Raw genomic sequence first — 24,665 nt, 5'->3', positions numbered from 1 at the left:
ATGCCGTTGCCGCAACGTTTCAGCCTTCTCGTCCTCGGGCAGGGAGGGTCCGGTCTCGAAGTCGTCTCATGGGCCGTCGATCACTTGGGCGAGCGTGTCAGCTCGGTCACAACGTACGGGGGCGCGAGTTCGGAACCCTCAGATCGCACGCGTGCGCTTGAGGCGCGAGGCGCCCGGTTCGTCTATGGGACCGAGGTTGTCGAAGGCACATACGATATTTGCGTGGCGAGTCCGGGTATCTCCGAGTTTTCCGAGTTTTTCCGCAATGCCGGGGCGGTGAGTGGCGAGATCATGGGCGAGCCTGAGTTCGCGTGGCGCCTATCGCCCGAACGCTGGTGCGCCATCACCGGTACCAACGGGAAGACGACGGTGACGTCGCTCACCAACGAGCTCCTGCGCGCATCGGGCCTGCCGAGCGTCGCGGTGGGCAATATCGGCAACGTCTGCATCCACGATGTCGATCGCCGCGTTGAGGGGGAGTGGTTCGTCGCCGAGCTTTCGAGCTATCAGATCGCCACGACGAGCGAGCTGCATCCGCGTGTCGCCGTTCTGCTCAATATCACGCCCGACCATCTGGGTTGGCACAAGACGCATGAGAATTACGCTCTGGCGAAGATCGGCTTGTTCCGCAATATGGACGAGAGCGATATCGCCATCGTCAACGTGGAGGACGAGGGCATTGCGGCCTTTGCCGACCGCGTGTATGTGCCGGGACGCCGCGTGCTCAAGCTCTCGCTTTCCGATGCCGGTGGCCCGGATGCCGCGTTCGTGCGTGACGGGCATCTTGTTGTGCGCCTGCACGGCGAGGAAACCGCCCTCGTGCGCGTGGACGAGCTCAATATCGCAGGCGCCCATAACACGTTGAACGCTCTCGCCGCGTCCACGGCGGCACTCGCCTGCGGGGCGAACGCGGAGGGTATCCGTGCCGGCTTGGTCGCGTTTCAGCCGCTGCCTCATCGTATTGAGCCCGTCGGTGAGGTTGCCGGCGTGACTTATATCAACGACTCCAAGGCGACGAACACCGACGCGGTCGAAAAGGCCCTCACTGCCTTTCCCAACGATCGCGTGATCTTGTTACTGGGCGGTGCCGATAAGGGTACTCCGCTCGATGAGTTCATGTCCGTCGTGGTGGAGCACGCCACTGCCGTCGTGTGCTTCGGAGCCGCCCGCGAGCGATTCCGCGCCGCCTTGGCCGAGGCTCCCGCTTCCACCGAGATCGATATCGCCGAGGCCGATGACTTGCGCGATGCCGTGGACGTTGCCCGCTCCCTCGCGCAGCGCGGCGACGTCGTGTTGCTGTCGCCTGCGTGTGCGTCATTTGACGAGTTTTCCGGCTTCGAGGAACGCGGCGATGCGTTCCGATCTTACGTGGCGGAGCTTTCCGCCCTCGAGGGGTAACGCACCGTGGATGAGCCCAACGTCGTCTCCGGCGTGGCCGACGATGCCAAAAAAGACAAAAGGCCGTTTGGCGCGTTCCGTCGCACGCGCGATGAGCGCTCGGTAACTTCGGGCGGTTCGAGCGCGTCTCAGGCGCGTCCCGGCAAGAGATCTCGCCGTGGTGCCACGGCGACCAGTCATTCCGAGTTGGGGGAGAAGCTGATCGCCGGCGTTCCCGCGCGGATTATGCGTCCCCGCCTCGTGTTCATCTCGTGCCTGATCGCGATCTGCGCCTTCGGGTTGCTGATGGTGTACTCTGCATCGTCTGTCGAAGCCCTCAAGGAGGAGGGAAGCTCCTGGCACTACGTCTTTCGCCAGGCCATCTTTATGGTCATCGGGTTCAGTGCGTTCGCGGTTATCGGCACGCGCAAGATCATTCCCTGGCAGGCGTTTCGCACTCGTTTCGTGACGAGCGTGTGGTGGGCAGTCGTCGCGCTGCTCGTCATTGTGTTGGCGGTCGGTGCCGGTGGCGAGACGTGGGGCGCCTCTCGTTGGATTCCACTGGGCTTCTTCAACTTGCAGCCCGCCGAGCTCGCCAAGCCCGCGGTCATCGTCTACGCGGCAAACATCCTCGCCGCGTATTACGACGATGGCACCCTCGACACCTCGTCGTTCTTGTTTTACCTGCTGCTTTGCGTGGGTGTGCCCGCGGTGCTCATCTTTGCCGAGCCCGACCTGGGAACCACGATCATCATTGTGGCGACGGTCTTTGCCATGGCCTACATCTGCGGCATTTCATACCGCCTGATCGCCGGCGCATTCGTGCTGATGGTCTTGGCGGGTATCATTCTGGCCGCCGCATCGCCCTACCGTTTCGCCCGCCTCCTCGTCTTCCTCGACCCGTGGAGCGACCCGTACGGCGACGGCTTCCAGGCGACGGTCGCCATCATGGCATTCGCCTCGGGCGGTCCGTTCGGTCGCGGCATCGGTAACGCGACCATGAAATATTACTATCTGCCCGAAGCCCACAACGACTATATCCTCGCGATTATTGGTGAGGAACTCGGTTTTGTTGGCATGGCCATCTTCGTCGCCGTGTTCCTTGCCATGATCGCCGCGGGGTTCTACATCGCGCGCCGCTCGCCGACCCTCCATGGCCAGTTGGTCGCTGCGGGCTGTTCGTTTGTCTTGCTCATCCAGTTCATCATCAACTCGTTTGGCATCTTGGGCCTTTTGCCGATGACGGGTAAACCGCTTCCGTTCGTCAGCTACGGCGGTTCTTCGGTGCTCACGTCGCTCATACTTGCGGGATTCATCTTCCGCGTCTCGGTCGAAAGCAACGTCCAAACCTCTGCCGACCGCCGTCGCGCAAGCTTCCATGTTATGGCTGCGGGTAACGTGGAGGAGGATTCCGGTGTGGGCGATCCCATGCCGCGCGGTCGCGGCGGATTGCGCGTATACGAAGGGGGCGCCCCATCTTTGTCCGATCGTCCGCGCGGTCCGCGTCCGCGTGACGCGCGGAATGTCCGCGCATCGGAGCGGATGCCGCGCCCAGGTGGGTATCAGCGCGTGGATTTAGGCGGCGGTGCCTCCGAACGACTCCGTTCGCGTGACGCACGGCCTCGGGTGGATTATGGTGGTATCGCAGGCAACCCTCGCCCGCGCCGTTCCGGTGAGTCTGGTCGCGGTGATGGTAGAGGGCGAACGGGGAGGAGCCGTTATGACCGATAGCAAGCATTTGGTGGTCGCCATCGCCGCAGGTGGCACCGCAGGCCATGTGAATCCCGCCTTGGCACTCGCGGATGAATTGCGCTCCCGTGGGCACGAAGTTCACTTTTTTGGCGAGACGCGTCGTTTGGAGGGCTCACTTGTGCCCCAGGCGGGCTTCCCGTTCCACCCCGTTCACGTGACAGGCTTCGATCGACAGCGTCCGTGGACGCTCGTCACGGCCCTTATGCATCTGGCGCGTGAGGAGCACCGCTTGGTGGGCGAGTTTCAGTCTGGCTCCCTGCCCATGCCGGATGTTGCGATCGGTTTTGGGGCATATCTCGAGTTGCCGCTCGTGCGCGCCGCGGCTAAGCTCGGCATTCCCGTTGCCCTGCACGAGCAGAACTCCGTTCCCGGTCTTGCCAACAAGCGCTCCGCCAAGCTCGCGCGGCTCATCGCGACCGGTCAGCCGAGCGTGGGGGACATCCTTCGCGAGCATGCCGGCTCTGCCACGCGCATCGTGTTCACCGGCAACCCTGTACGCCGCAGCGTGCTTGACGGCGACCGCGCACGTGGCCGCGCCGCTCTTGGAATCGATGAAGACGCGACGGTGTTGTTGGTCTTTGGCGGGTCCCTGGGAGCCAAGCACCTCAATGAGCGGCTCGCGGAACTCAAAGGCGCACTGCTCGCGATCGAGGGCCTACATGTGGTTCAGTCGACGGGCAAGGGTGGCTACGATGACGCCGTCGCGGCCCTCGATCTGAGTGGCGACGAGGGCGCACGCTGGCAGGTCCGATCCTATATCGACGACATGGGCGATGTCCTCGCCGCCGCCGACCTTGTCTTGTCCCGCGCCGGCGCATCCTCAGTGGCCGAGATCGCCGCCCTCGCGGTGCCCTCTATCCTCGTTCCGTACCCCTTTGCCACGGCTGATCATCAAACCACCAACGCCCGCTTGCTTTCCGACGCCGGTGCCGCTGTGGTCTTTGCGGATGCGGATATCGATGGCGATTCTTTCCGCGAAGAGCTGCTCACCTTGTTGCACGACCCCGCCCGCCGCTCCGCGATGCATGACGCCGCCTGCGGCCTAGCCCAAGATAAAGCCGCCCAAGTCCTAGCCGACGAGCTAGAAGCCCTCGTGTAAGGGGGCCCATCGACAGAGTCCCCGCAGCCCCTCTCCTGCGGACATCGTCCCGCGCGCAGTTCGCGAAGCGCTGTTTGAGCACGGGATGATGTCCGCAGGGGAGGGGCGATGGGATCCGAGGCAATGGATGTGCCCGCCGCGAAGCGCTGTTTGAGCACGGGATGATGTCCGCAGGGGAGGGGCGATGGGATCCGAGGCAATGCGAATGGCGTATACTAGATTAGTTTACGTATGCGATCATGCGAGGAGAGTCATGTCGACCATTGCAGTTCCCGAGGCGACGACCGCCCCGACGTTCAAGAGCGCTCACTTTATCGGCGTCGGCGGTGCCGGCATGAGCGGCATTGCCTTGGTACTCCATGAGCGTGGGTTCACCGTCACGGGTTCCGACCTCAAGACCTCCCGCTATGTTCGTCAGCTCACGCGCTCCGGCGTCAACGTCCATGTGGGGCATAAAGCCGCCACGATCGATGAGGTCAAGCCCGATGTCGTGGTGGTTTCCACGGCGATCCCCGAGACTAATCCGGAGCTCATGCGCGCGCGTGAGCTCGGTATTCCCGTTTGGCACCGCGCCAAGATGCTTTCTGCCCTCGGGTATGGCCGCACGACGGTCGCCGCTGCTGGTACGCACGGCAAGACGACGACCTCTTCTATGGTTGCGACTATGCTCGACCGCATGGGGCTCGACCCGAGCTTTTTGATCGGCGGTGTCGTTGAGGGCTATGGAACCAACGGCAAGAACGGCGATGGGGAGTACTTCGTCGTCGAGGCGGATGAGTCGGACAGCTCCTTCCTCTACCTCGATCCTCATGTTGTCATCGTGACCAACGTCGAGGCCGACCACATGGACCACTATGGCTCGCTCGCCGAGATCGAAGACACGTTCTGCGCGTTTATGCGTTTGGTGGACGAGGACGGCGCGGTCATCGTCTGTGGTGAGGATCCGCGCCTCGTCGAGCTCGCCCGTTCGACTGGTCGTTCGGTGTTCACCTATGGTGAAGGCGAGGGTTTCGACGCCGTCTGCACGCCGAGGGCTTCCAGCCATACCTTCGGTACCGATTTTACGGTCGCTCTTCCCGATGGGGCTGTTCGCTCCGTCTCCATTAAAAACAATCCCGGTCGTCATAACATGCTGAACGCCACTGCCGCCCTTGTTGCGGCCTATGTGCTCGGCCTCGATACACAGGAGGCCGCGACGGCCCTCTCCACGTTCGAGGGTGCCCGCCGCCGTTTCTCGCACGTGGGTGAGACCCGCGGCGTCATGCTCGTGGATGACTACGGCCATCACCCGACCGAAGTGAAGGCGACGCTTCATGCTGCCAAGTCTTTGGACTTCCAGCACGTTATCGTCGTGTTCCAGCCGCACCGCTATTCGCGTCTCCAGGCGCTGTGCGACGACTTCGTCGACGCGTTTGCAGATGCGGATACCGTTGTGCTCGTAGATGTCTTCCCGGCGGGCGAGATGCCCATCCCCGGCGTGACGAGCAAGATGCTCGCTGATAAGATTCGCGCCGCCCACCCCGACAAACAGGTGCGCTACGCGTCCGACCATCAGTCCCTCATGGCCTGTTTGGATGAGGTCGCGCAGGCGGGCGATCTGCTCATCACCATGGGTGCGGGCGACGTCACCGCCGTCGGCCCCGATTATCTCGAGTATGTCGCGAGCAAGGATCAATAGTCGATGGGTGTGTTCAACGCCGTCATGTCGCTCTCGGGCACGATCGACACGGACATTATCGAGCAGGAGAAGCTCGCCCGTCACACGAGCTATCGCATTGGCGGCAAGGCCGATCTGTTCGTGACCTGCCATAGCTATCATTCCCTGCGCCGCACCATCGAGGTACTCGCCCGCGAGCGGGTGCCATGGGTCATTATCGGAAAGGGCTCCAACCTGCTCGTCGCCGATGAGGGCTATCGTGGGGCGGTCATCACGCTCGGCAGCGAATTCTCCCGCTTCGTGCTGGGTGAGGATGGTCGAACCATCACCGTCGGTGCCGGTGCCATCCTCGCGCGCCTGGTGAACGAAGCCCTTTCCAAGGAGCTCGCGGGCCTTGAGTTCGCGGTGGGCATTCCGGGAACCGTGGGAGGCGCGATTTCCATGAACGCCGGCTCGCGAACCGAGTGGATTGGAACGCTTGTTCAAGATGTCATGACGTATAAGCCGGGCGAGGGGATGCGTCATTACGGGCACGACGACATCGCCTGGGGGTATCGCGAGTGCGGAATTCCGCGCGATGAGATCATCCTCGAGGTGACACTTGAACTCATGCCGGGCTTGAAAGATGAGATTCGCGCTCGCATGGAGCGCGCCCTAACGCGCCGCCGTCGTACGCAGCCGCTCGGCGTCCCGTCCTGCGGCTCGGTGTTTCGCAACCCCCCCGATCGCGCCGTGGGCGCCATGATCGAGGAATGCGGATTAAAGGGTTTTTCTCAGGGCGGGGCGGAAGTCTCGTCCGTTCACGCTAACTTTATCGTGAACAAGGGAACCGCTTCCGCGGCAGATGTCTCCGCGGTCATACGGCACGTGCACAAGACGGTAAGGGAGAGGTATGGCGTCGAGCTACAACCAGAAGTCAAATTCCTCGGCTTCTAGGGCTCCCAAGCCTACCTATCGTCGTGCCGCGGCAGCAAAGAAGACCCCGGCTTCCAGGAAGCCGTCGTCGGCTCCTCAACCCGCTCCCGTCTCGAGGGCGTCGGCGAAGTCCAAGCCCGTCTCTGCGCGTTCGCAGATTGCCCGGCCTGCGTCTGCCATGGGCGTCTCGAAGGCAAAGCGCCCTGTCCCCACCAAGCGTGGCGTGGTTCCCGGCAAGAGCGCCAAGGCCTCTGCCCGGCAAAGGCAATTGCCCCACGGCACGCGCCCCGTCGCTTCTCCCGCGGCGGTTCGAGCTGCCGAGAAAAAAACTTCCACCGCTCATGTTTCGTCTTTGACGTCCGGCAAGAAGACGGCCGCAAAGATCGTCGTGCCCGGGGTCAAGCGCGCGAGTATGCCCGCTGCTGGTAAGCCCAGCTCGAAAAAAACGGGTGTCGTCCGCGTCCTGCGTCCCCTCATGGGGGCCTTCGCGGCAATCGGGGGCTTTTTTACCGCGCTCGCTTCAAAACTCAACATCCGCAAACCGAGTCGAGGCGTGCTCATCGCTGGCGTGGGCGGACTTGCCGCCGTGGCACTTGCCGTCGTCGTCATTGCGAACTCTGCGCTCTTTGAGGCCTCCGATATTCAAGTGCGGGGTAGCGATCACGTTGAGCAACAGACGGTGCAGGCTCTTGTCGATATTCCCGAGGGGACGACCCTGCTCAACGTCGACGAGAAGGCTATTCTCGAGCAGCTCCAGGCGAGCCCGTGGATCAAGGGCGTTCAGATTGAACGCTCCTGGCCGCATGCGCTCGTCATCACGCCTGTGGAACGCCAACTGAAGGCCATCGCGTATATCACCGCGGACGAGATCGCCTGGGCGATCGGCGATGACGGTACTTGGATTGCTCCCGTGACCCTTCTGGTCGCCGTCGATGCGGAGGGCAACGAAGTGGAGGTGGGCGAAGATGGGTCTGTGCCCGTGGGTGCCACCCTGCTGTCCTCCCAGGAGGCCGCGTTGAGGGTCGCACAAGATTCCGGCGCCCTTCTTTTGACCGATGTGCCCAGCGATATCTCCCCCAAAAGCGGCGAGCCGGTGAATTCGGACGTGGTTTTGGCGGGACTTGAATACGCAAACGGCTTTTCCTCGGAGTTCGTGGCGCAGATCAAGAGTTTGTCGGTCTCGTCGGTGGAGGCAATTTCGGCATATCTGATCTCCGGCGTTGAGGTCTCGCTCGGCGCGCCGGACAATATCACCGAGAAAGAGCGCGTGGTCACCAAGCTGCTGTCCCAAGAGACGGGTGTGTCGTTCATCAACGTCCGTGAGCCTGGCGCCTACACGTTCCGTAGCGCTCCACAATAGGCTGCCGATGAGGGTTGACTGGTAATGCTCACGAGGTCTGGCGCGTTTCTGACGCGCGCCATTTTTGCGCTCGCCGAACGGTCTTTGGGAATACCAGCGGAAATGCCGTATACTTCACAATATGCGCAGGTCGGTTTGACTTGAGAGCCTACTTTGTGCAAACATAGCACGGTTTACCTTGACTTTTAATCTCTAGTTGAGGGTTAACGTCGTGACGTTTCGCCTAAGGGCTAGCAACATAGCGTTCGAAAGGACCGCACATGCACGAGAACGAGATCAACAACTACCTTGCTGTCATCAAGGTCGTCGGCGTGGGCGGTGGCGGCACGAACGCCGTGAACCGCATGATCGAGGAGGGCATCCGCGGCGTTGAGTTCGTCGCCATCAACACGGACGCTCAGGCCCTGGCCATTTCCGATGCCGACATCAAGGTTCACATCGGCACCGACATCACCCGCGGTCTAGGCGCGGGCGCCAACCCCGAGGTCGGTCGTAAGGCCGCCGAGGAGAGTCGTGACGACATCGCCGAGGCGCTTGCCGGAGCCGACATGGTCTTCATCACCTGCGGTGAGGGTGGTGGCACCGGTACGGGCGCTGCCCCCATCGTGGCCGACATCGCGATGAACGACGTGGGCGCCCTGACCGTCGCCGTCGTGACCAAGCCCTTCACCTTTGAGGGCCGCAAGCGCAAGAATTCCGCCGAGGAGGGCATCAAGACCCTCGCCGAATCCGTCGACACCATGATCGTCATCCCGAACGACCGCCTGCTCGACATCGCCGAGAAGAAGACCACCATGCTCGAGGCCTTCACCACGGCCGACGGCGTCCTGTCCCAGGGCACCCAGGGAATCACCGACCTCATCACCGTCCCCGGCGTCATCAACCTCGACTTCGCCGACGTCAAGACCATCATGAAGCAGGCCGGCACCGCCATGATGGGCATCGGCGTCGCCTCCGGCGACACCCGCGCCGTCGATGCCGCGCAGCAGGCGATCTCCAGCCCGCTGCTCGAGAGCTCCGTCGACGGCGCGACGCGCGTCCTGCTCTCCATCGCCGGCTCCAAGGACCTCGGCATCCAGGAGATCAACGACGCGGCCGACCTCGTCGCCAACGCCGTCGACCCGGATGCCAACATCATCTTCGGTACCGTTGTGGACGAGTCCCTGGGCGATCAGGTTCGCATCACGGTAATCGCCACTGGTTTCTCTGATTCCAACGTGAACCGCCAGGACGAGCTCTTCGCTGCTTCCAAGGCTCCCCGTTCCGAGCGTTCCTCTGAGCCTGCCGCTGCTCCTGCGGCAACGCGCAACATCGGCGGCACTGAGCTTCCGAATTTCGGCAACGATCAGTTCGAGCTTCCCGACTTCCTCAAGCGCGGCAACTTCTAATTCGTCCACGTGACTTGTCGGAGGGGTCCGGCACTTGCCACGCAAACGTCCTCGTCGTCGAGCTTTGCTCAACGGCTGCGGAATGTTTGCTTAGGCAAGTGCCGGACCCCTCCTTGCGTTAACGTGGTAGAGAATTTGAAGGTGCCGAAAGCTCGGAGGCTTCGCGGCTCTCACGCGTAAGGTGGGGCGGCGGGGCGGCTTGCTGGAACTTGTGTTTGACGAGATGGGGGATATCGCTATGGAACGCGTTGTGGTTGATGGGGTGGCGCTTGTCGGTGGGTGCGACGGCGGGGTGCGATTCGGCTTCACGGAGCGCACGGGCGGCGTGTCCGAGGCTCCGTACACCTCGCTGAACCTCGGGTCCCACGTGGGAGACGATCTCGAAGCCGTTCTGGAGAACCGGCGGCGCGCGCTTCATGCGCTGTGTAAAGCCGCGCCTTTCGGCGGCCGCCCGGGCGCGTGGGCGGCCGAGGGCTTTGACGGTCTGCTCGACCGTCTCCTTGTTCCCAACCAAGTCCACGGCGACCATGTCGCCGTGGTGCGCGATTCGGACCCCACCTCCCTGGCTTCTGTGCGGACCGAAATCGCCGCGGGCGCCGATGCGATCGTCTGCGTGGCCCCCGGTACGCCGGTGATGCTCTGTTTTGCCGATTGCGTGCCGGTCGTCCTTACGGCTCCATCCGGATTCGCCGTGATCCACTCCGGCTGGAAGGGGACGATCGCGCGCATCGCCGCCAAGGCGTCCCGTGCTCTCGCGGACGAGGCCGTCTGCGCGCCCGAGGACATACGGGCCTATATCGGGCCGCACATCCAAGGCGATGAGTACGAGGTGTCCGATGAGCTCATCGGGCGATTCGATGAAGAGTTCGGCTGGCACGGCTCCGGTGTGACGCGCCTGCTCGACCTGTCGCGCGCCATCCGGCAGGCGCTCGTCGAGGCCGGCGTCCCCGCGTCGAGCATTTGGGACCAGGGCCTGTCCACCGTTCGCGATAACGACCGCTTCTTCTCATATCGAGCCGAGGGCGGGACGTGCGGGCGGCACGCCGCTGTCGCGGTGATCGCCTAGCCGGGAGCCTTGGGTTGGCCAGCGCTCTCGTTAGACGCCGTTGTATGTGTGTTTCTGGCAGGATGCTCGGAGTCGAAGCCGAAGGAGGGTAACAATGTCGAAAAGCGGCGCGATTTGAAGCCTAGTTTTCGACGTTGTTACCATCTGGATCGATGATGGTCAACGGCCTCCCTTAGGGCAGCCCTTTCATTTCCCTGACATTGCGTTTACGCGAGGCGTGCGGGGCCGACGTTAGACTTGCCTGGTATAAAACCACACGTCGCGAAGGACCCCCATGCGCAAACTGTTTTCCCGCCAGCTCATCGAGGCACGTCACGAGATGCTCTCCATCTACGAGGCGGTCGACCTTTCCCTGCACGATGCCGTGAACGCGTTTATCGCCAACGATAAGGATCTTGGCAAGAAGGCTCAGCGGGCCGCCGATCACGTCGATGCGCGCAGTGCCAACCTCGAAGCGGTCTGCTACAACCTCATTGCCACGCAGTCACCGGTCGCCTCGGACTTCCGCTTGCTGCAGACAATCATCTACGTGAACTTCAACCTCCAGCGCATGAGCGACAAGGTCCGCCGTATCGCACGTGCCGCGCGTCACAAGGTCGCTCAGGAAATTGAGCTTCCCGCCGAACTCGTTGACCTTATCGAACGTGAGGCGGAGAGCGTGTATCGCGTGCTCGGCGCATCGGTGTCCGCCCTGGTGAACAACGATTTGGGGATCGTGCTCGATCTCTCCAACCAGGACGAGGCGGTTCACGAGATCTACGAGCAGTTCTTCCGCACCTTCAACCGTATGAACGCCGAGGACATGGCAGATGATTCATCGCTCGACGACCTGCGCCGTGTCATCATGGTGTCGCGCTACCTCGATCGCATCGCCGCCATCTCCATCGACGCCGCGTTCCGTTTGACGTTCCTGCTCACGGGCCAGCGCCTGTGCGCCGATGACCTCGCCGATGCCGATGAGGATGAGCTGGAGAGCATGCGCGTTCCCGCGGGTGAGGGCGTGACGCTCGATCCCGCTCGTGACGCGCGCTACGTCGCCGCCCTTGCGCCCGACGAGGTGGGCGAGGCGCTCGCGTCGCTTATCGAAGACGGCGCCGATACCGAACAGACGGAATAGTCGCGCCCAAAGGGTGTTTATAGGGGCTTGGGCTCGTCGAGCACTTGCGCAGGTACAACATTTGATACCATATCGGGATGTGGCGCGGGTGTAGGGTGCACCCGCGTGCCTGCGTCAATCGCTCGAAGAGATCGGAGTCCCTCCGTGCGACGTATTCCCTCCGCCCAGTTCTGCAATGCGCGTGCAGCGACATCTTTCGCAGATCGAGGGCAAGAAGGTTCGGTTCCGCTCAAGCGCCGCCGCATCCCGCTGTTTCTCGCGACAGCGGTTGTGTCCCTGTCGACTATGGCGGCCCTGTCCGCCTGCAGCTCGGAGGGTGCGACGGAATCCATTACCGTGGCCGGCTCTACGACCTGCCTGCCCATCGCCGAACAAGCCGCTGAGCTCTTTAAGGAAGAGGCCGGCATCGGCGTGCTCGTGAGCGGTCTTGGGTCCTCTGCCGGCATCGAGGCCGTCTCGACCGGTACCGCCGAGATTGCGACGTCCTCGCGCGGGCTCAATGCCGAGGAGTCCAAGCTCGGCCTCACCACGGTGCCGGTGGCCCATGACGGCATCGCGGTGATTGTGAACACGGAGAATCCCGTGCATGACCTCACGATTGAGCAGCTGCGTGGCATCTATTCGGGCCAAATCACCAATTGGAGCGAGGTCGGTGGCGAGGATCTGACGATTCAGCTCGTCAACCGCGATGAGGCCTCCGGCACCCGCGAGGCGTTCAAATCGATCGTCATGGACGGCTCCGCTTTCGACCGTCGCGCCGCCGTGCTCTCCGGCACGGGCCAGGTGCGCGATGTCGTGAGTCGTTCCCGCGGTGCCATCGGCTATATTTCCATGGGCTTCGTCGAGTCCAAGTACGCTCAAACGAGCGTGCGCGCCATGAGCGTCAACGGCGTTGCTCCGTCCGAGGGGACCATCGCCACGGGCGAGTACCCCATCTCACGCGATTTGTACTTCTTCACGAAAGGCGAACCGACGGGCGCCGCTGCGGAGTACATCGAGTACGTCCTCTCCGACGAGATGGATGAGCAGATCCGCGAGGCCGGCTTCATTCCGGTCGAAACGAGTGGGGAGGGAGCATGAGCCAAATGACCGAGCAGAACGCTCCGCGCAAGCGTGACTTGGCGCTCGTCTCGCGCAGCACCTATCTTAAGGAGAAGGCGCTGCAATACCTGTTTTTCGGCTGCGCGTTCCTGGCCGTCGTCACGGTCGTGCTCATCTTCGCGTTCACGATGATGCAGGCCGTCCCCGTGTTCACCGATATCGGCCTGGCGAACTTCTTCAGCTTCACCTGGGCGCCCACTGAAGGACACTATGGCATCCTGTCGCTCGCTGCCGGCACGGCGCTCGTGACGGTCGGCGCACTCGTCCTGGGCGTTCCGCTCGGCGTGGGAACCGCCGTGTACCTCACCGAGATCGCATCTGCTCGCGTGCGCGCCCTCATCAGCCCTGCCGTCGATCTGCTTGCGGGCATCCCGTCGATTATTTACGGCTTCTTCGGTATGGTCATCATCCGCCCCTTCGTCGCCGATCTCACGGGCGGTTTGGGCTTCGGCGCGCTCACCGCGTGGTTCGTGCTCGCCATCATGATCGTCCCCACGATCACCACGCTCACCATCGACGCGCTTAATTCCATACCCATGGGTATCCGCGAGGCGAGTTTCGCGATGGGGGCCACCAAATGGCAGACCATCTACAAGGTCGTGCTTCCCGCCGCGAAATTCGGCATCGTCGACGCCGTCGTGCTCGGTATGGGCCGCGCCATCGGCGAGACCATGGCAGTCCTCATGGTCGTGGGTAACGCCCCGGTCATCCCCGAGTCCATCTCGAGCCCGGTCTCCACGCTCACGAGCCAGATCGCGCTCGACATGAGCTATTCCTCCGGTCTGCACCGCACTGCCCTGTTCGGCATGGGCGTGGTGCTCTTTATCGTGTCGGCATCGCTCGTGGGCATTGTCCGCCTGCTTTCCAAGATGAGGAAGGGGTAGGCCATGTCCCAAGCACAAGACGCCTCCAAGGTCCCCAACGCCGCTCCTGAGGCGGTTGTCCAGGCCGAGTCCTCCGCCCAGCGCATCAAGCGCGCGCTCGCTTCTGGTAAGAAGGAACGCATCTCCAAGAACACGAGCAACAAGATCATGCTCGGTGTGTTTCGCGTCGCTGCGGCCATCACCACGCTCGTGCTCGTTGCCATCATCGCCTACGTGGTGGTCAACGGCCTCCCGCATATCTCACTCGACTTCATCTTCGGGTGGCCCGAGGGCGTCAATGCCGAAGGCGGCATCTGGCCCACGATCGTGTCGACCGTCTACGTGACCGCCCTTGCGATGCTCATCTGCACACCCATCGCCGTGCTCGCGGCCGTTTACCTCGCCGAGTACGCCAAGCAGGGCCGTCTGGTCAACATTATCCGCTACGCAGCCGATACGCTCGCCTCAGTGCCCTCAATCGTCATGGGCCTGTTCGGCTACGCGTTGTTCGTCGAGGCGATGGGCTTTGGCTTGTCCATGATCTCGGCCGCCCTGGCCCTCGCGCTGCTCATGCTGCCCATCATCATGCGCACCACCGAGGAGGCCATCCGCGCCGTGCCCCGCTACATCCGCTGGGGCGCCTACGGCCTGGGCGCCACCAAGTGGCAGGTCGTGAGCAAGATCGTCCTGCCCTCGGCGTTCGGTCGCATCGCCACGGGCATCGTGCTCGGCATCGGTCGTGCCATCGGCGAGACGGCCGTGGTGCTTTATACGATGGGACAGGCCATCAACATGCCCATCACGCCCCTCGACTCCGGCCGCCCCATGACGGTCCATCTGTACCTGCTGGCGAATGACGGCATCAACATGAATGCGGCGTACGGCACCGCCCTGCTGCTCATGGCCATCATTCTCGCTTTCAACCTGTTCGCCCGCTGGCTTTCCCGCAAGAGCAAGTAAGGAGCTCCACGTGACCGTCTACCGTAACGCGCCCGAGGCGGCGCAGAGCGCCATCACCGTCAAGGAATTCAACTTTTGGTATGGCGACTTCCATGCGCTCACCGACGTGAACCTGAATATCGCCAAGAACAAGATCACCGCTTTCATTGGACCCTCTGGTTGTGGTAAATCCACGTTCCTGCGCTGCATGAACCGTATGAATGACCTTATCGAGGGCACGCGCAACGAGGGCACGATGGAGCTCGACGGCTCCAACATCTACGCGGAGGGCGTCGACCCCGTTGACCTGCGTCGCCGTGTGGGCATGATCTTCCAGCAGCCCAATCCCTTCCCTAAGTCGATCTACGAGAACGTCGCGTTCGGCCCGCGCCTGCAGGGCGTCACGAGCAAGAGCGATCTGGATGACATCGTCGAGGAGTCCCTCAAGCGTGCCAACCTCTGGAAGGAGGTCTCCAACCAGCTGTCTAAAGACGGTCTGGCCCTCTCGGGCGGTCAGCAGCAGCGTCTTTGCATTGCCCGCGTGCTCGCGGTGCAGCCCGACGTACTGCTCATGGACGAGCCTTGTTCCGCCATCGACCCCACGAGTGTGCAGAAGGTCGAGGACCTCATGGCCGAGCTCGCGCCCGAGATGACGATCATCATCGTCACCCACAACATGCAGCAGGCCGCGCGTATCTCCGGCCACACCGCGTTCTTCCTGCAGGAGGTTGCAGGGGAGCCCGCGACGCTCATCGAATACGGCGAGACCGACGCCATTTTCACCACTCCCATGGATAAGCGCACCGAGGATTACATCACCGGTCGTTTTGGGTAACCTGCATCATGATGTGCGATTGGGGGGTCAGGCCCCTTTTCACACATTTCTACCACCTGCCCGTTAGGAGGCGCACATGCGCAAATTGTTTTCAAGCCAGCTCATCGAGGCGCGCCACGAGATGCTTTCCATTTTCGAGTCGATCGACCTCACGCTTCACGATGCCGTCACCGCGTTCGTGACCGACGACATGGAGCTCGCGCGCCGCGCCAAGAAGAAGACGTACAAGATCGACGCACGTTGCGCCAACCTCGAGGCCGTCTGCTACAACCTCATCGCCACGCAGTCGCCGGTCGCCTCAGATTTCCGTCTGCTGCAGACCATCATCTACATCGACTTCAACCTCCAGCGCATGAGCGACAAGGTCCGTCGTATCGCGCGTGCCGCCAAGCGCAAGGTGAACAACGACATCGAGTTCCCCGCCGAGATGGTTGCCCTCATCGAGCAGGAGGCGGCGAGCGTCTACCAGGTTCTCGGCTCAACCGTCGCGGCACTCGTGAATAACGATCTCGCCGCGGTGCTCGCCCTCTCGGAGGAGGACGAGGCCGTGCACGGTGCGTATCAGGAGTTCTTCCGTGTCTTTAACCGCACTGAGACGATGGAAGTGGCCGATGACGCCCAGATGGACGACTTCCGTCGTACCGTCATGGTCTCGCGCTACCTGGACCGCATCGCCAACATCGCCATGGAATCCGCCTATCGCCTCGTGTTCCTGCTCACCGGTCAGCGTTGGGGCGCCGACGACATCGCCGATGCGGATGAGGAGGAGTTGGAGAGCATGCGCATCCCCTCGGGCGAGGGCGTGACGCTCGACCCCGTGAGTGATGCGCGTTACGTCTCCGCCCTTGCGCCCGACGAGGTTGGTTCCGAGCTCGCGGCCCTCATTGCCCGCGTCGGGACGGATGGCGAGTAACCGACCATGAATGCTTCGTACGCAAATGATATCGTTGAGCGTCGTGCGGAGATCCTCGCGCGTATGGATGCGGCACTGGCAGTGAGCGGCCGTACGTCCGGTGACGCGACCCTCGTGGCGGTGTCGAAGACGGTTGGGGTGGGGGAGGTTCTCGCTGCGATCGACGCCGGGTATCGCGTGTTCGGAGAGAACCGACCGCAGGAACTCAATCGCAAGCTCGAAGGACTATCGGCTGTTCACGACCTGCCCGACGTGCGCTTCGATATGATCGGCAATCTTCAGACGAATAAGATTAATGCCGTACTTGGGCGTGTCGGCCTCGTCCACTCCATCGGCTCGCTGCACCTCGCATGCGCCGTTGCATCGCGTGTGGAGCGTCGCATGGAGACTGGCGAACTCGACGTACCGCAAGACGTCCTCATCGAGGTGAACGTGAGCGGCGAGGAGACAAAGGGGGGATTTTCTCCTGCGGATCTTCGCCGTGAGTTCAACGAACTGCAGGGTCTTTGTGGAATCCGCATCAAGGGGCTTATGACTATGGCTCCCCGTGGGGATAAAGATACGGCTCGTACGTGTTTTGCCGGCTTGCGCGAGTTGCGTGACGAGCTTTCGCGGGAGAGCGGCCTGCCGCTTTCGGAACTTTCGTGCGGTATGAGCGAGGACTTCGAGGTGGCGCTTGAGGAGGGTTCCACCATCGTTCGACTCGGGCGTGTGGTCTTTGACCCATCCTTTGCAGTAAGATAGGCGGGTACGCCCATACAAGGCGCGAAGAGAGGTAGAGACGTGAGCTTTTTCGATGATATCAAGAGCCGTTTTGGCGCAGGGCGCGGTAGCGCCTCGGAGCCGTACGGCGATGATCAGTATGACGATTACTATGGCGAAGACGGCGATGCCGGTTACGAGGATTACCCGGCGGGATACGGACAGCCCGCACAGGATACCTACCGCGGTTACGAGCCCTCGGATTCCGGGAACGGCATGCTCGGTCAGACGCGCCGTGGCGAGGCGGAGTCCGTTGCCGTGTACACACGTTCCGGCCAGCTGGTCGGCGAGGCGGATCGTCATGCCAGCTCCTATGGCGCCCCCACGGCAACCGGCCGCGATGGTGCCTATCGCCCGGGCGCCTATGACACGCCCTCCAGTTATGCCCAGGCGCAGTCGCAGCGCGCCGCGATGAGCTCCGTGCCGACTCCCGCCGCTCCAACGTCCACCGAAGCCCGTGTAAGCGCCGTGCTCGAAGGCACGCCTCAGCTCCCCGCGTACGTTCTGCGTCCCGAAAGCTACGATGATGTCGAGACCGTCGTTCGCCGCGTCCGCACGCGTCAGCCCGTCGCGCTCGTGTTCGCGGGTGTGCGCACCGAGGTCGCCAAGCGCGTCCTCGACTTCAGCTACGGCTTCGCCTGTGGATCTGGAGCGAGCGTTCGCGAGGTGGGCGACCGTGTATTCATTGTTTTGCCGCAGGGCTGCGAGGTCAAACAGACCGATCTCGCCAACCTCCGCAAAGATGGCTATCTTAAGCAGTAGGAGCCGCCTGACGTGATTTCGATTAACGCCCTTACCATCGCACGACTTGTTCAGACGCTGTTCAACTTCTACAGTTTTTTGGTTTTGGCCTACTGCCTGCTCAGTTGGTTTCCCATTCGTTCCGGTGGTCTCATGGAGGACATCGCTGCGGTTCTGCAGAGCATCGTCGGACCGTATCTGAACCTGTTCCGTAGATTCCTGCCTCCCATGGGGGGAATCGACTGGTCTCCCGTTCTTGCGATACTTGTGTTGAATCTGCTGGAGAACCTCATAATAAGGTTATTATTGTAGCGATTGACGCCGAGCGGAGCGCACCCCCAGTTGGTGCCCCTCGCGTACGAAAGGATTGACTCATGGCAATTACTCCCGCTGACATCCAGGCGCAGACCTTCTCCGAGGCCAAGCGCGGTTACGATCCCGCCGAGGTCGACGTTTTCCTTGAGAGGCTCGCCTCTGAGGTCGACGCCATGCTCAACAAGATCGTTGATCTCAAGACGCGTCTGACGGCAGCTGAGCAGGAGCTCGCGGCCGCCCAGACCCAGGCTCAGGCTGCTCCGGCTCCCGTGGCTGCACCGGCTCCTGCGCCCGTTGCGAATCCCGAGTACACGGCTACGGCAAGCCAGATCTCCGCTGCGCTCATCGCGGCTCAGCAGTCTGCCGACAACATTGTCGCCGACGCTCGCGAGAACGCCGACCGCATTCGCGCCGAAGCCGACGCCAAGGCTCGTGAGGTCATTCGTCAGGCTCTCGCCGAGAAGCAGAATGAGATCAACGAGATCGATCGTCTCAAGGCTTCCCGTGAGGAGTTCAAGGCCGAGTACCTCAAGCTGATCCAGCACTTCATGGATGAGGCTCAAAATGAGTTTCCTGCCGATTTGCTCATGGGCACCCCTACGGGTTCCGAGGCCGTTGTTGCTGAGCCCGTGTCCGTACCGGCCCCTGAGCCGATGCCCGTCGACGACCCGTTCGCACCACTCCCGAACTTCGGCTCCGACGATCTGGACTAGACATCGGTCAAGACCGGGGCTCGATTCGATTTGAGCGGTCGCTCGGTCTGAGATGCAGTGCGACACTTTGATTTCACCATCGTTGAAAGTGAGCCCGTGCCATATGGCGTGGGCTCACTGCGTTGTAGAGACATAATTTGAAAAATCGAGGCATGTGGACACTGTATGACCGACTTGATATGCAGATGCCCATCTGTTGAATCGTGCACTGCTCAAAGTTCAGCTTTTTCGTATTGAATTTTAAAAAGTCGATGTATAGTGGGTTTTCATCCAGCCATTTGCTGGTGTTTTAACGAATATTCGTCGTCTTCTACTTGTTACTTTCGAAAACTAATACGAAAAAGCTCAAGTTTCTGCGGCAACGCGCTAGCGCGCGGAAACTTGAGCTTCAGATCTCTTAATCCTGCTCGGCATGTGTCGAGCACTCGTTCGTTTAGCTGTTCTTCATCACGATGGACTCGACGGTGTCGGCGACGAACTCGCAGGAGTCGGCACAGTACTCGAGGAACGTATAGACATCGCGCCAGGAGATGACGGTCAGCGGGTCAAGGTCCGCGGTGTGCAAGCCGCGCATCGCAGCGATGTAGATGTCGTCGCACTCGCTTTCGATGGTATTTACCGTTACCACGTGCTCGCGCAGGCTCTTGGAGCGCTTGAACTGCGGAAGTTCGAGTACCAGGTCGTGCATCTGCTCAGTTGCGCGCATGACCTTGGCGGACATCTCGAGCGCGGCGGGGTAGATCTCCTGAACGTTAGTGAAGTAGATGCGGTGCAGGACACCCTCGATGCGGTCGATGACGACGTCGATGCTGTTGCTCAGGGTGGCGATATCCTCGCGCTCGATGGGGGTGATGAAGGCGGTGATCAGCGCGTCGTTGACCGTATGGACGATCTCGTCGGCCTCCTGCTCGATCTCGTGCATCTCGGCGACGGCCTCCTCGATGGTGGCGGGATCGAAATGACGCATGATCTCGTCGAGCTTTTGGGCTGCCTTGCATGCGAGCTCCGCGGCGCTGGCGAAGCTGTCAAAGTAGAAGGCGTCGTTTTTCTTGGCCATGATCGGTCCTTTCAGAAGATGGTTCGGTTTGCCCGTTTCGTCTTAGATAAACAACAAGAACAGCTTTGCCATGAGGAAGCTGATGAGGCCGCAACCGGGGAAGGTGAACACCCAGGTGAGCAGCATGTCCTTGACCACGCCGAAGTTGATGGCGGAGATACGCTTAACCGCGCCCACGCCCATGATCGCGGTCGTCTTGACGTGCGTGGTGGAAACCGGGATGCCGGTAAGGGTCGCGAGCAGCAAGCACAGCGAGCTGGAGAGGTCCGCGGAGAAGCCCTGGTACTTCTCGAGCTTGACCATGTCCATGCCCACGGACTTGATGATCTTCTCGCCGCCGACGGACGTGCCCACGCCCATGACGACGGAGCACAGCAGCATGAGCCACACCGGGATGATCATGTTGTCAACCGAGGACTGGCCGTTACAGAAGGCGACGCCGAGGAACAGGACTCCGATGAATTTCTGCCCGTCCTGGGCTCCATGCATGAAGCTCATGCCGGCGGCGCCGGCGATCTGGGCCCAGCGGAAGAACGTGTTGGATTTGCGGCGGTCCGTCGAGGCAAAGAGGAGGGTGACCACCTTGCAGACGACCCAGCCCATGGCAAAGCCGAGGCCGAGGGAGAGGACGAGGCCATAGAGGACCTTGACCCACTCGTTCATGTTGACGCCGTCGGCGCCGCCCAGGGCGATCGCCGCGCCGGTGAGGCCGGCGATGAGGCTGTGGCTCTCGCTGGTGGGGATGCCGAAGATGCTCGCGCCCACGGAGTACACCACGATGGAGAACAGCGCAGCGCACAGCGCGATGAGTGCGATCTGGGTGTTCGCGCCGAAGTCGACCATGTTGGAGATGGTCGAGGCCACGCTCGCGTTGATGTGCGTCATGATGAACACGCCGAGGAAGTTGAAGATGGCGCTCATGATGATCGCGGTCCTGGGTGGAAGGCAACGCGTCGTGACGCAGGTCGCGATGGCATTGGGCGCGTCGGTCCAGCCGTTGACGAAGATGACGCCCAGCGTGAGCAGGACCGTCATGGCAAGTATTGGATTTGAAAAGACTTGCGCAATGAAATAGGAGAAGGATACGTCCACTGATACCACATTCCCGTTCGGCGCGCGAGCGCGCCCGTTTACACAGCCTTGTTATTCTACTCCTTACAAACACATGACACGGAGCTGAAGCACGAACGGAATGTAAGGCTTCTGTAAGGAAGAACCAGCTACAAGGTGTGGTGGGACAGGTCCCGTATTTATTGGGAGGGGATTCGGTCAAAGATCCTTAAAGGGGCGAAGGCGGGCCGATAAGCCGGGTTCTGTCGTGGACGATCATTTATCTCGCCTGCACGTCGCCGTGCAGTTCCTCGCACGCTACCCGAGCGCGGGCCGGGCCGGCCCATGGCGCTCCTATTCGCGCTTGCTCCGGAAGGGGCTTGCCAAGCCGCCGTGTTGCCACGACGCTGGTGGTCTCTTACACCACCGTTTCAGCTTTTCTCTCACCCGCATGAATGCGGGCAGCGGGAGTCTTCTTTTCTGCGGCGCTAATCCGTCGGGTCGCCCCGCCTGGCCGTTAACCAGCTTCCTGCCCTATGGAGCCCGGACTTTCCTCACGCCTGTCACGTAGTGACTGGTCGCGCGATCGTCTGGCCCGCTTCGCGATGAGGTATTGTACCATGAGCTCGAGGAGTTGTTCCCCCTCTCCCGCACTCCCACATCGTCCGTGCTCAAACAATCCCGCGCAAGACGGAGATCCCACTGGGCTCTCCTTTGCGTGCGGAACTGCGCGTGGAAGATGCGGCCGCGCTGTTCGCCGGTCCAGGGAGCTGTGGTTCAATACGGTGTAATGAAAAAGACGAAAGAAGCCTTTATATATTATTGGGCACGGTTGTGAGGGGTTATGGCGGAGAGTTATTTCACGTTGAGGGCGGGGGCTGAGGTCACCGGGGAGTTCGAGGATCGCAAGAGCCGGTTCATTGCGCAGCTGGTCCACGTGCAATCCGTTGAGGAGGCGCAGGCGCATCAGGCTGCAGTCCGAGCGCGGCATTATGACGCTCGTCACAACGTCCCCGCATTTATCTTGGTGGATGGAACGGAGCGCGCAAGCGACGATGGGGAGCCGCAGCGGACAAGTGGCATGCCCACGCTCGAGGTGCTGCGCGGCGCGGGGCTCAAGGACGTTTGCTGCGTGACCACGCGCTACTTTGGCGGTACGCTGCTGGGGCCGGGCGGTCTGGTGCGCGCCTATACGGCTGCTGCGCAGGCGGCGGTCGAGGCCGCCCGCCAGGCGGGCGATATTGTAAAGATGACGAGTGTGGTGGCGGTCGACATTACTGTTGCATATCCCCAATACGAGCAAGTTGTGCGCAAGATTGCCGATACGCGCGGCAAGGTCACCGCGACTGACTACACCGACGAGGTCGTTATCCACGCCGTGTATCGGGAAGGCGAGGAGCTCGCGCTTGCGCCGAAGCTCACCGAGCTCATGGCTGGGCGCGAGCGCATCGAGATAGGAAGCCCCCATTTCGACGAGTTTTAAGTTCTGCCCTGGATTCCCATCTGGGGTAACCGCGTAACTGGCTAAAAACTACCGATTTGTATCGAGAGGCGCGGTGAAACCGCCCGGTTCGTCTCGAAATGCCGCTTCAGGCAAGCCTCGTTGTGTTGCGTATGGGCCTTTCAGTCGTTTTGCGCCCATGCAACCTGCAGTTTTGTTGCGCTCAATTGTTCTGAACGTAGACGCTTGGCGGATCAAGCGATACAAATCGGTAGTTTTTAGCCAGTTACGCAGACTTTTGCGTTTCGATCGTGCGGATAACAAAGCACGGTCTGAGGCGGTTACCCCTTGATAATGTCCACGAACAGATCAATGGCGTCGTCGATGCAACCGGCGCAAGAGCGCAGCGGACCAGCGTCCCCGCCCACGCCCTTGAGCTCGCGGCAGATGGTCGAGCCGTTCTTTTCCCTAAACGCATCGCAGTACGCGCGAGCGAGACGGTACGTGGCCCCCTTGCTGCCTGGAGCGTCGAAACCTGAGCTCTTTATCTGGCCGAGCGCCATGATGCCGCCCGAGATCGCCCCGCAGGTCTCCGACATGCCGCCCATGCCGGCACCGAACCCCTCGGAGAGGGCGAATGCCGCCTTCTCGTCGATGTCGAGCGCCGGTGCAAAGGCGCAGATCACGGATTGGGCGCAGTTGAAGCCGCGCGCGTGATAGTCCGCGGCGGCCCTCTTCAGCGCCTCACGATCCGTCAAAGTAACCGATTTATTGATTGCCATGGTTCTTCCTTCGCGTTTGCGGTGAACGGTATACCATTTTACCTATCTATGAAACGATGCGGCTGCTCGCCGTGTCGATGCGAGCGAAGGAGAGCCCATGGCCGAGCATATCGGAACGACCTGCGTGCAAGGCGGCTACCGTCCCGGGGACGCTGAGCCCCGCCAAGTGCCGATCTACCAATCCACCACGTGGAAGTACGACACCTCCGAGCATATGGGCCGCCTGTTCGATCTCGAGGAGTCGGGTTACTTCTACACCCGCCTGCAGAACCCAACGAACGACTACGTGGCCGCAAAGATCGCCGAACTCGAGGGCGGTACCGCCGCCATGTTGACGAGCTCCGGCCAGGCGGCGAACTTCTTCGCCGTCTTCAACATCGCCGGCGCGGGAGACCACGTGGTGGCAAGCTCCGCCATCTACGGCGGCACCTACAACCTGCTCGCCCACACCATGCGCCGCATGGGCCTGGAGTGCACCTTCGTGGCGCCTGACGCGAGCGACGAAGAACTCGAGGCGGCGTTCCGACCCAACACCAAGTGCGTGTTCGGCGAGACCATCGCCAACCCTGCACTCGCGGTCCTCGATATCGAACGCTTCGCCGCTGCGGCTCACGCCCACGGCGTGCCGCTGATCGTGGACAACACGTTCCCCACGCCGATCAACTGCCGTCCCTTCGAGTGGGGCGCCGACATCGTGACCCACTCCACCACCAAGTACATGGATGGCCACGGCGCCGCAGTGGGCGGCGCCATCGTTGATTCGGGCAACTTCGACTGGATGGCCCATGCCGACAAGTTCCCGGGCCTCACCACCCCCGACGAGACCTACCACGGCGTGACCTACGTCGAGAAATTCGGCCAAGGCGGTGCCTTCATCACCAAGGCAACCGCCCAGCTCATGCGTGACCTCGGATGCATTCAGAGCCCGCAGAACGCCTTCCTGCTCAATCTTGGTCTCGAAAGTCTACATGTGCGCGTGCCGCAGCACTGCAAGAACGGCCAGGCCATGGCGGAATTCCTGTCGAACCATCCCGCCGTGCGCTTCGTGCGTTACCCGGGCCTTCCCGGCGACAAGTGCTACAACCTCGCCCAGAAGTATCTGCCGAACGGCTCCTGCGGCGTCGTGAGCTTCGGCTTCACCGGCGGCCGCGCCGCTGCCGAGCAGTTCATGAAGAGCCTCAAAATCGCCCAGATCGCCACGCATGTGGCCGACGCGCGCACCTGCTGCCTGCATCCGGCGAACGCCACGCACCGCCAGATGAACGACGCCGAGCTCGAGGCGTGCGGCATCGCGCCCGATATGGTGCGTCTGTCTTGCGGCATCGAGTCCACCGAAGACCTGATTGCCGACGTCGAGCAGGCGCTCGCGAGCCTGTAGGGAGGTGTTCCTATAGTTTTGTCAACTGGGAAATGCTCTCCGTG

General features: G+C 61.9%; 23 protein-coding genes and 1 other RNA gene. 20 read left to right on the top strand and 4 right to left on the bottom strand.

Annotated elements, in window-relative coordinates; all coding sequences use genetic code 11:
* The 18 genes from murD to DWV48_RS07230 all read left to right on the top strand — a co-directional run bounded on the left by murD (position 1) and on the right by DWV48_RS07230 (position 18,913).
* A complete protein-coding gene (murD, locus tag DWV48_RS07315; protein ID WP_118654162.1) occupies positions 1 to 1,398 on the top strand; it encodes a UDP-N-acetylmuramoyl-L-alanine--D-glutamate ligase in 1,398 nt (465 codons plus the stop codon).
* Between the two features lie 6 nt (positions 1,399 to 1,404).
* A complete protein-coding gene (gene ftsW / locus DWV48_RS07310) occupies positions 1,405 to 3,108 on the top strand; it encodes a putative lipid II flippase FtsW (protein ID WP_118654161.1) in 1,704 nt (567 codons plus the stop codon).
* Positions 3,098 to 4,228: an undecaprenyldiphospho-muramoylpentapeptide beta-N-acetylglucosaminyltransferase gene (gene murG, locus DWV48_RS07305; RefSeq protein WP_118654160.1), complete on the top strand. Its 1,131-nt coding sequence runs from the start codon at positions 3,098 to 3,100 to the stop codon at positions 4,226 to 4,228. Before ftsW ends, murG begins: the two co-directional genes overlap by 11 nt.
* A gap of 253 nt (positions 4,229 to 4,481) precedes the next feature.
* Positions 4,482 to 5,906, top strand: a complete 1,425-nt coding sequence (murC, locus tag DWV48_RS07300) for a UDP-N-acetylmuramate--L-alanine ligase (protein ID WP_118654159.1) — start codon at positions 4,482 to 4,484, stop codon at positions 5,904 to 5,906.
* Between the two features lie 3 nt (positions 5,907 to 5,909).
* Positions 5,910 to 6,821 (top strand): UDP-N-acetylmuramate dehydrogenase, encoded by a 912-nt coding sequence (gene murB, locus DWV48_RS07295; RefSeq protein ID WP_118654158.1) that lies wholly within the window; start codon positions 5,910 to 5,912, stop codon positions 6,819 to 6,821.
* A complete protein-coding gene (locus DWV48_RS07290) occupies positions 6,778 to 8,160 on the top strand; it encodes a cell division protein FtsQ/DivIB (protein WP_118654157.1) in 1,383 nt (460 codons plus the stop codon). The genes murB and DWV48_RS07290 overlap by 44 nt, the downstream gene beginning before the upstream one ends.
* Before the next feature lie 260 nt (positions 8,161 to 8,420).
* Entirely contained in the window at positions 8,421 to 9,548 is a 1,128-nt protein-coding gene (gene ftsZ / locus DWV48_RS07285) for a cell division protein FtsZ (protein WP_118654156.1), read from the top strand.
* A gap of 238 nt (positions 9,549 to 9,786) precedes the next feature.
* Positions 9,787 to 10,614: a polyphenol oxidase family protein gene (locus tag DWV48_RS07280; RefSeq protein ID WP_118654155.1), complete on the top strand. Its 828-nt coding sequence runs from the start codon at positions 9,787 to 9,789 to the stop codon at positions 10,612 to 10,614.
* Positions 10,615 to 10,888: 274 nt separating this feature from the next.
* Positions 10,889 to 11,731, top strand: a complete 843-nt coding sequence (locus DWV48_RS07275; protein ID WP_118654154.1) for a phosphate uptake regulator PhoU — start codon at positions 10,889 to 10,891, stop codon at positions 11,729 to 11,731.
* Between the two features lie 144 nt (positions 11,732 to 11,875).
* Positions 11,876 to 12,811, top strand: a complete 936-nt coding sequence (locus DWV48_RS07270; protein ID WP_233546222.1) for a phosphate ABC transporter substrate-binding protein — start codon at positions 11,876 to 11,878, stop codon at positions 12,809 to 12,811.
* Positions 12,808 to 13,716, top strand: a complete 909-nt coding sequence (gene pstC, locus DWV48_RS07265; protein WP_118654153.1) for a phosphate ABC transporter permease subunit PstC — start codon at positions 12,808 to 12,810, stop codon at positions 13,714 to 13,716. The genes DWV48_RS07270 and pstC overlap by 4 nt, the downstream gene beginning before the upstream one ends.
* 3 nt (positions 13,717 to 13,719) lie before the next feature.
* Complete coding sequence (gene pstA / locus DWV48_RS07260; RefSeq protein ID WP_233546221.1) at positions 13,720 to 14,655, top strand: phosphate ABC transporter permease PstA; 936 nt, start codon at positions 13,720 to 13,722, stop codon at positions 14,653 to 14,655.
* A 10-nt stretch (positions 14,656 to 14,665) separates the two neighbouring features.
* Complete coding sequence (pstB, locus tag DWV48_RS07255) at positions 14,666 to 15,469, top strand: phosphate ABC transporter ATP-binding protein PstB (protein ID WP_118654152.1); 804 nt, start codon at positions 14,666 to 14,668, stop codon at positions 15,467 to 15,469.
* 76 nt (positions 15,470 to 15,545) lie between these two features.
* The gene (locus tag DWV48_RS07250) at positions 15,546 to 16,382 is read left to right on the top strand and encodes a PhoU domain-containing protein (protein WP_118654151.1); all 837 of its coding nucleotides are present in this window, start codon (positions 15,546 to 15,548) and stop codon (positions 16,380 to 16,382) included.
* 6 nt (positions 16,383 to 16,388) lie between these two features.
* Positions 16,389 to 17,126: a YggS family pyridoxal phosphate-dependent enzyme gene (locus DWV48_RS07245; RefSeq protein WP_118654150.1), complete on the top strand. Its 738-nt coding sequence runs from the start codon at positions 16,389 to 16,391 to the stop codon at positions 17,124 to 17,126.
* A 39-nt stretch (positions 17,127 to 17,165) separates the two neighbouring features.
* Entirely contained in the window at positions 17,166 to 17,906 is a 741-nt protein-coding gene (locus DWV48_RS07240; RefSeq protein ID WP_118654149.1) for a cell division protein SepF, read from the top strand.
* Positions 17,907 to 17,918: 12 nt separating this feature from the next.
* Positions 17,919 to 18,197, top strand: a complete 279-nt coding sequence (locus DWV48_RS07235) for a YggT family protein (RefSeq protein ID WP_118654148.1) — start codon at positions 17,919 to 17,921, stop codon at positions 18,195 to 18,197.
* Between the two features lie 62 nt (positions 18,198 to 18,259).
* Positions 18,260 to 18,913, top strand: coding sequence for a DivIVA domain-containing protein (locus DWV48_RS07230; protein ID WP_118654147.1), 654 nt, complete (start codon positions 18,260 to 18,262; stop codon positions 18,911 to 18,913).
* A gap of 433 nt (positions 18,914 to 19,346) precedes the next feature.
* On the opposite strand, the gene DWV48_RS07225 is transcribed toward DWV48_RS07230, so the two are convergent.
* The 3 genes from DWV48_RS07225 to rnpB form a co-directional block, all read right to left on the bottom strand.
* Positions 19,347 to 19,970 (bottom strand): DUF47 domain-containing protein, encoded by a 624-nt coding sequence (locus DWV48_RS07225; RefSeq protein ID WP_118654146.1) that lies wholly within the window; start codon positions 19,968 to 19,970, stop codon positions 19,347 to 19,349.
* A 42-nt stretch (positions 19,971 to 20,012) separates the two neighbouring features.
* A complete protein-coding gene (locus DWV48_RS07220) occupies positions 20,013 to 21,005 on the bottom strand; it encodes an inorganic phosphate transporter (RefSeq protein ID WP_233546220.1) in 993 nt (330 codons plus the stop codon).
* Between the two features lie 250 nt (positions 21,006 to 21,255).
* Positions 21,256 to 21,622, bottom strand: an RNA gene (gene rnpB, locus DWV48_RS07215) — RNase P RNA component class A.
* A 242-nt stretch (positions 21,623 to 21,864) separates the two neighbouring features.
* On the opposite strand from rnpB, the gene DWV48_RS07210 reads away from it, so the two are divergent.
* Positions 21,865 to 22,503 carry a YigZ family protein gene (locus DWV48_RS07210; protein WP_118654144.1) on the top strand — a complete coding sequence of 213 codons (639 nt, stop codon included), beginning with the start codon at positions 21,865 to 21,867 and terminating at the stop codon, positions 22,501 to 22,503.
* A 299-nt stretch (positions 22,504 to 22,802) separates the two neighbouring features.
* On the opposite strand, the gene DWV48_RS07205 is transcribed toward DWV48_RS07210, so the two are convergent.
* Positions 22,803 to 23,243: a C-GCAxxG-C-C family protein gene (locus DWV48_RS07205; protein ID WP_118654143.1), complete on the bottom strand. Its 441-nt coding sequence runs from the start codon at positions 23,241 to 23,243 to the stop codon at positions 22,803 to 22,805.
* A 97-nt stretch (positions 23,244 to 23,340) separates the two neighbouring features.
* Here DWV48_RS07205 and DWV48_RS07200 point away from each other — a divergent pair, with 97 nt between their 5' ends.
* Positions 23,341 to 24,621 carry an O-acetylhomoserine aminocarboxypropyltransferase/cysteine synthase family protein gene (locus tag DWV48_RS07200; protein ID WP_118654142.1) on the top strand — a complete coding sequence of 427 codons (1,281 nt, stop codon included), beginning with the start codon at positions 23,341 to 23,343 and terminating at the stop codon, positions 24,619 to 24,621.
* The last annotated feature ends 44 nt before the right edge of the window (positions 24,622 to 24,665 follow it).

Origin of the sequence: Collinsella sp. AF08-23 (genome assembly GCF_003479805.1) — a bacterium.
Classification (GTDB): Bacteria; Actinomycetota; Coriobacteriia; order Coriobacteriales; family Coriobacteriaceae; genus Collinsella.
This window is presented reverse-complemented; position numbering and strand designations above follow the sequence as displayed.

Excerpts from the sequence above, each read along its gene's own strand:
- DWV48_RS07200 (WP_118654142.1), top strand. The coding sequence starts at position 23,341 with ATGGCCGAGCATATCGGAACGACCTGCGTGCAAGGCGGCTACCGTCCC.
- pstC (WP_118654153.1), top strand. The coding sequence starts at position 12,808 with ATGAGCCAAATGACCGAGCAGAACGCTCCGCGCAAGCGTGACTTGGCG.
- DWV48_RS07220 (WP_233546220.1), bottom strand. The coding sequence starts at position 21,005 with ATGACGGTCCTGCTCACGCTGGGCGTCATCTTCGTCAACGGCTGGACC.
- murD (WP_118654162.1), top strand. The coding sequence starts at position 1 with ATGCCGTTGCCGCAACGTTTCAGCCTTCTCGTCCTCGGGCAGGGAGGG.
- DWV48_RS07225 (WP_118654146.1), bottom strand. The coding sequence starts at position 19,970 with ATGGCCAAGAAAAACGACGCCTTCTACTTTGACAGCTTCGCCAGCGCC.
- DWV48_RS07210 (WP_118654144.1), top strand. The coding sequence starts at position 21,865 with ATGGCGGAGAGTTATTTCACGTTGAGGGCGGGGGCTGAGGTCACCGGG.
- DWV48_RS07290 (WP_118654157.1), top strand. The coding sequence starts at position 6,778 with ATGGCGTCGAGCTACAACCAGAAGTCAAATTCCTCGGCTTCTAGGGCT.
- DWV48_RS07280 (WP_118654155.1), top strand. The coding sequence starts at position 9,787 with ATGGAACGCGTTGTGGTTGATGGGGTGGCGCTTGTCGGTGGGTGCGAC.
- ftsZ (WP_118654156.1), top strand. The coding sequence starts at position 8,421 with ATGCACGAGAACGAGATCAACAACTACCTTGCTGTCATCAAGGTCGTC.
- DWV48_RS07230 (WP_118654147.1), top strand. The coding sequence starts at position 18,260 with ATGGCAATTACTCCCGCTGACATCCAGGCGCAGACCTTCTCCGAGGCC.
- pstA (WP_233546221.1), top strand. The coding sequence starts at position 13,720 with ATGTCCCAAGCACAAGACGCCTCCAAGGTCCCCAACGCCGCTCCTGAG.
- murC (WP_118654159.1), top strand. The coding sequence starts at position 4,482 with ATGTCGACCATTGCAGTTCCCGAGGCGACGACCGCCCCGACGTTCAAG.
- DWV48_RS07275 (WP_118654154.1), top strand. The coding sequence starts at position 10,889 with ATGCGCAAACTGTTTTCCCGCCAGCTCATCGAGGCACGTCACGAGATG.
- DWV48_RS07205 (WP_118654143.1), bottom strand. The coding sequence starts at position 23,243 with ATGGCAATCAATAAATCGGTTACTTTGACGGATCGTGAGGCGCTGAAG.
- murB (WP_118654158.1), top strand. The coding sequence starts at position 5,910 with ATGGGTGTGTTCAACGCCGTCATGTCGCTCTCGGGCACGATCGACACG.
- DWV48_RS07250 (WP_118654151.1), top strand. The coding sequence starts at position 15,546 with ATGCGCAAATTGTTTTCAAGCCAGCTCATCGAGGCGCGCCACGAGATG.
- DWV48_RS07245 (WP_118654150.1), top strand. The coding sequence starts at position 16,389 with ATGAATGCTTCGTACGCAAATGATATCGTTGAGCGTCGTGCGGAGATC.
- murG (WP_118654160.1), top strand. The coding sequence starts at position 3,098 with ATGACCGATAGCAAGCATTTGGTGGTCGCCATCGCCGCAGGTGGCACC.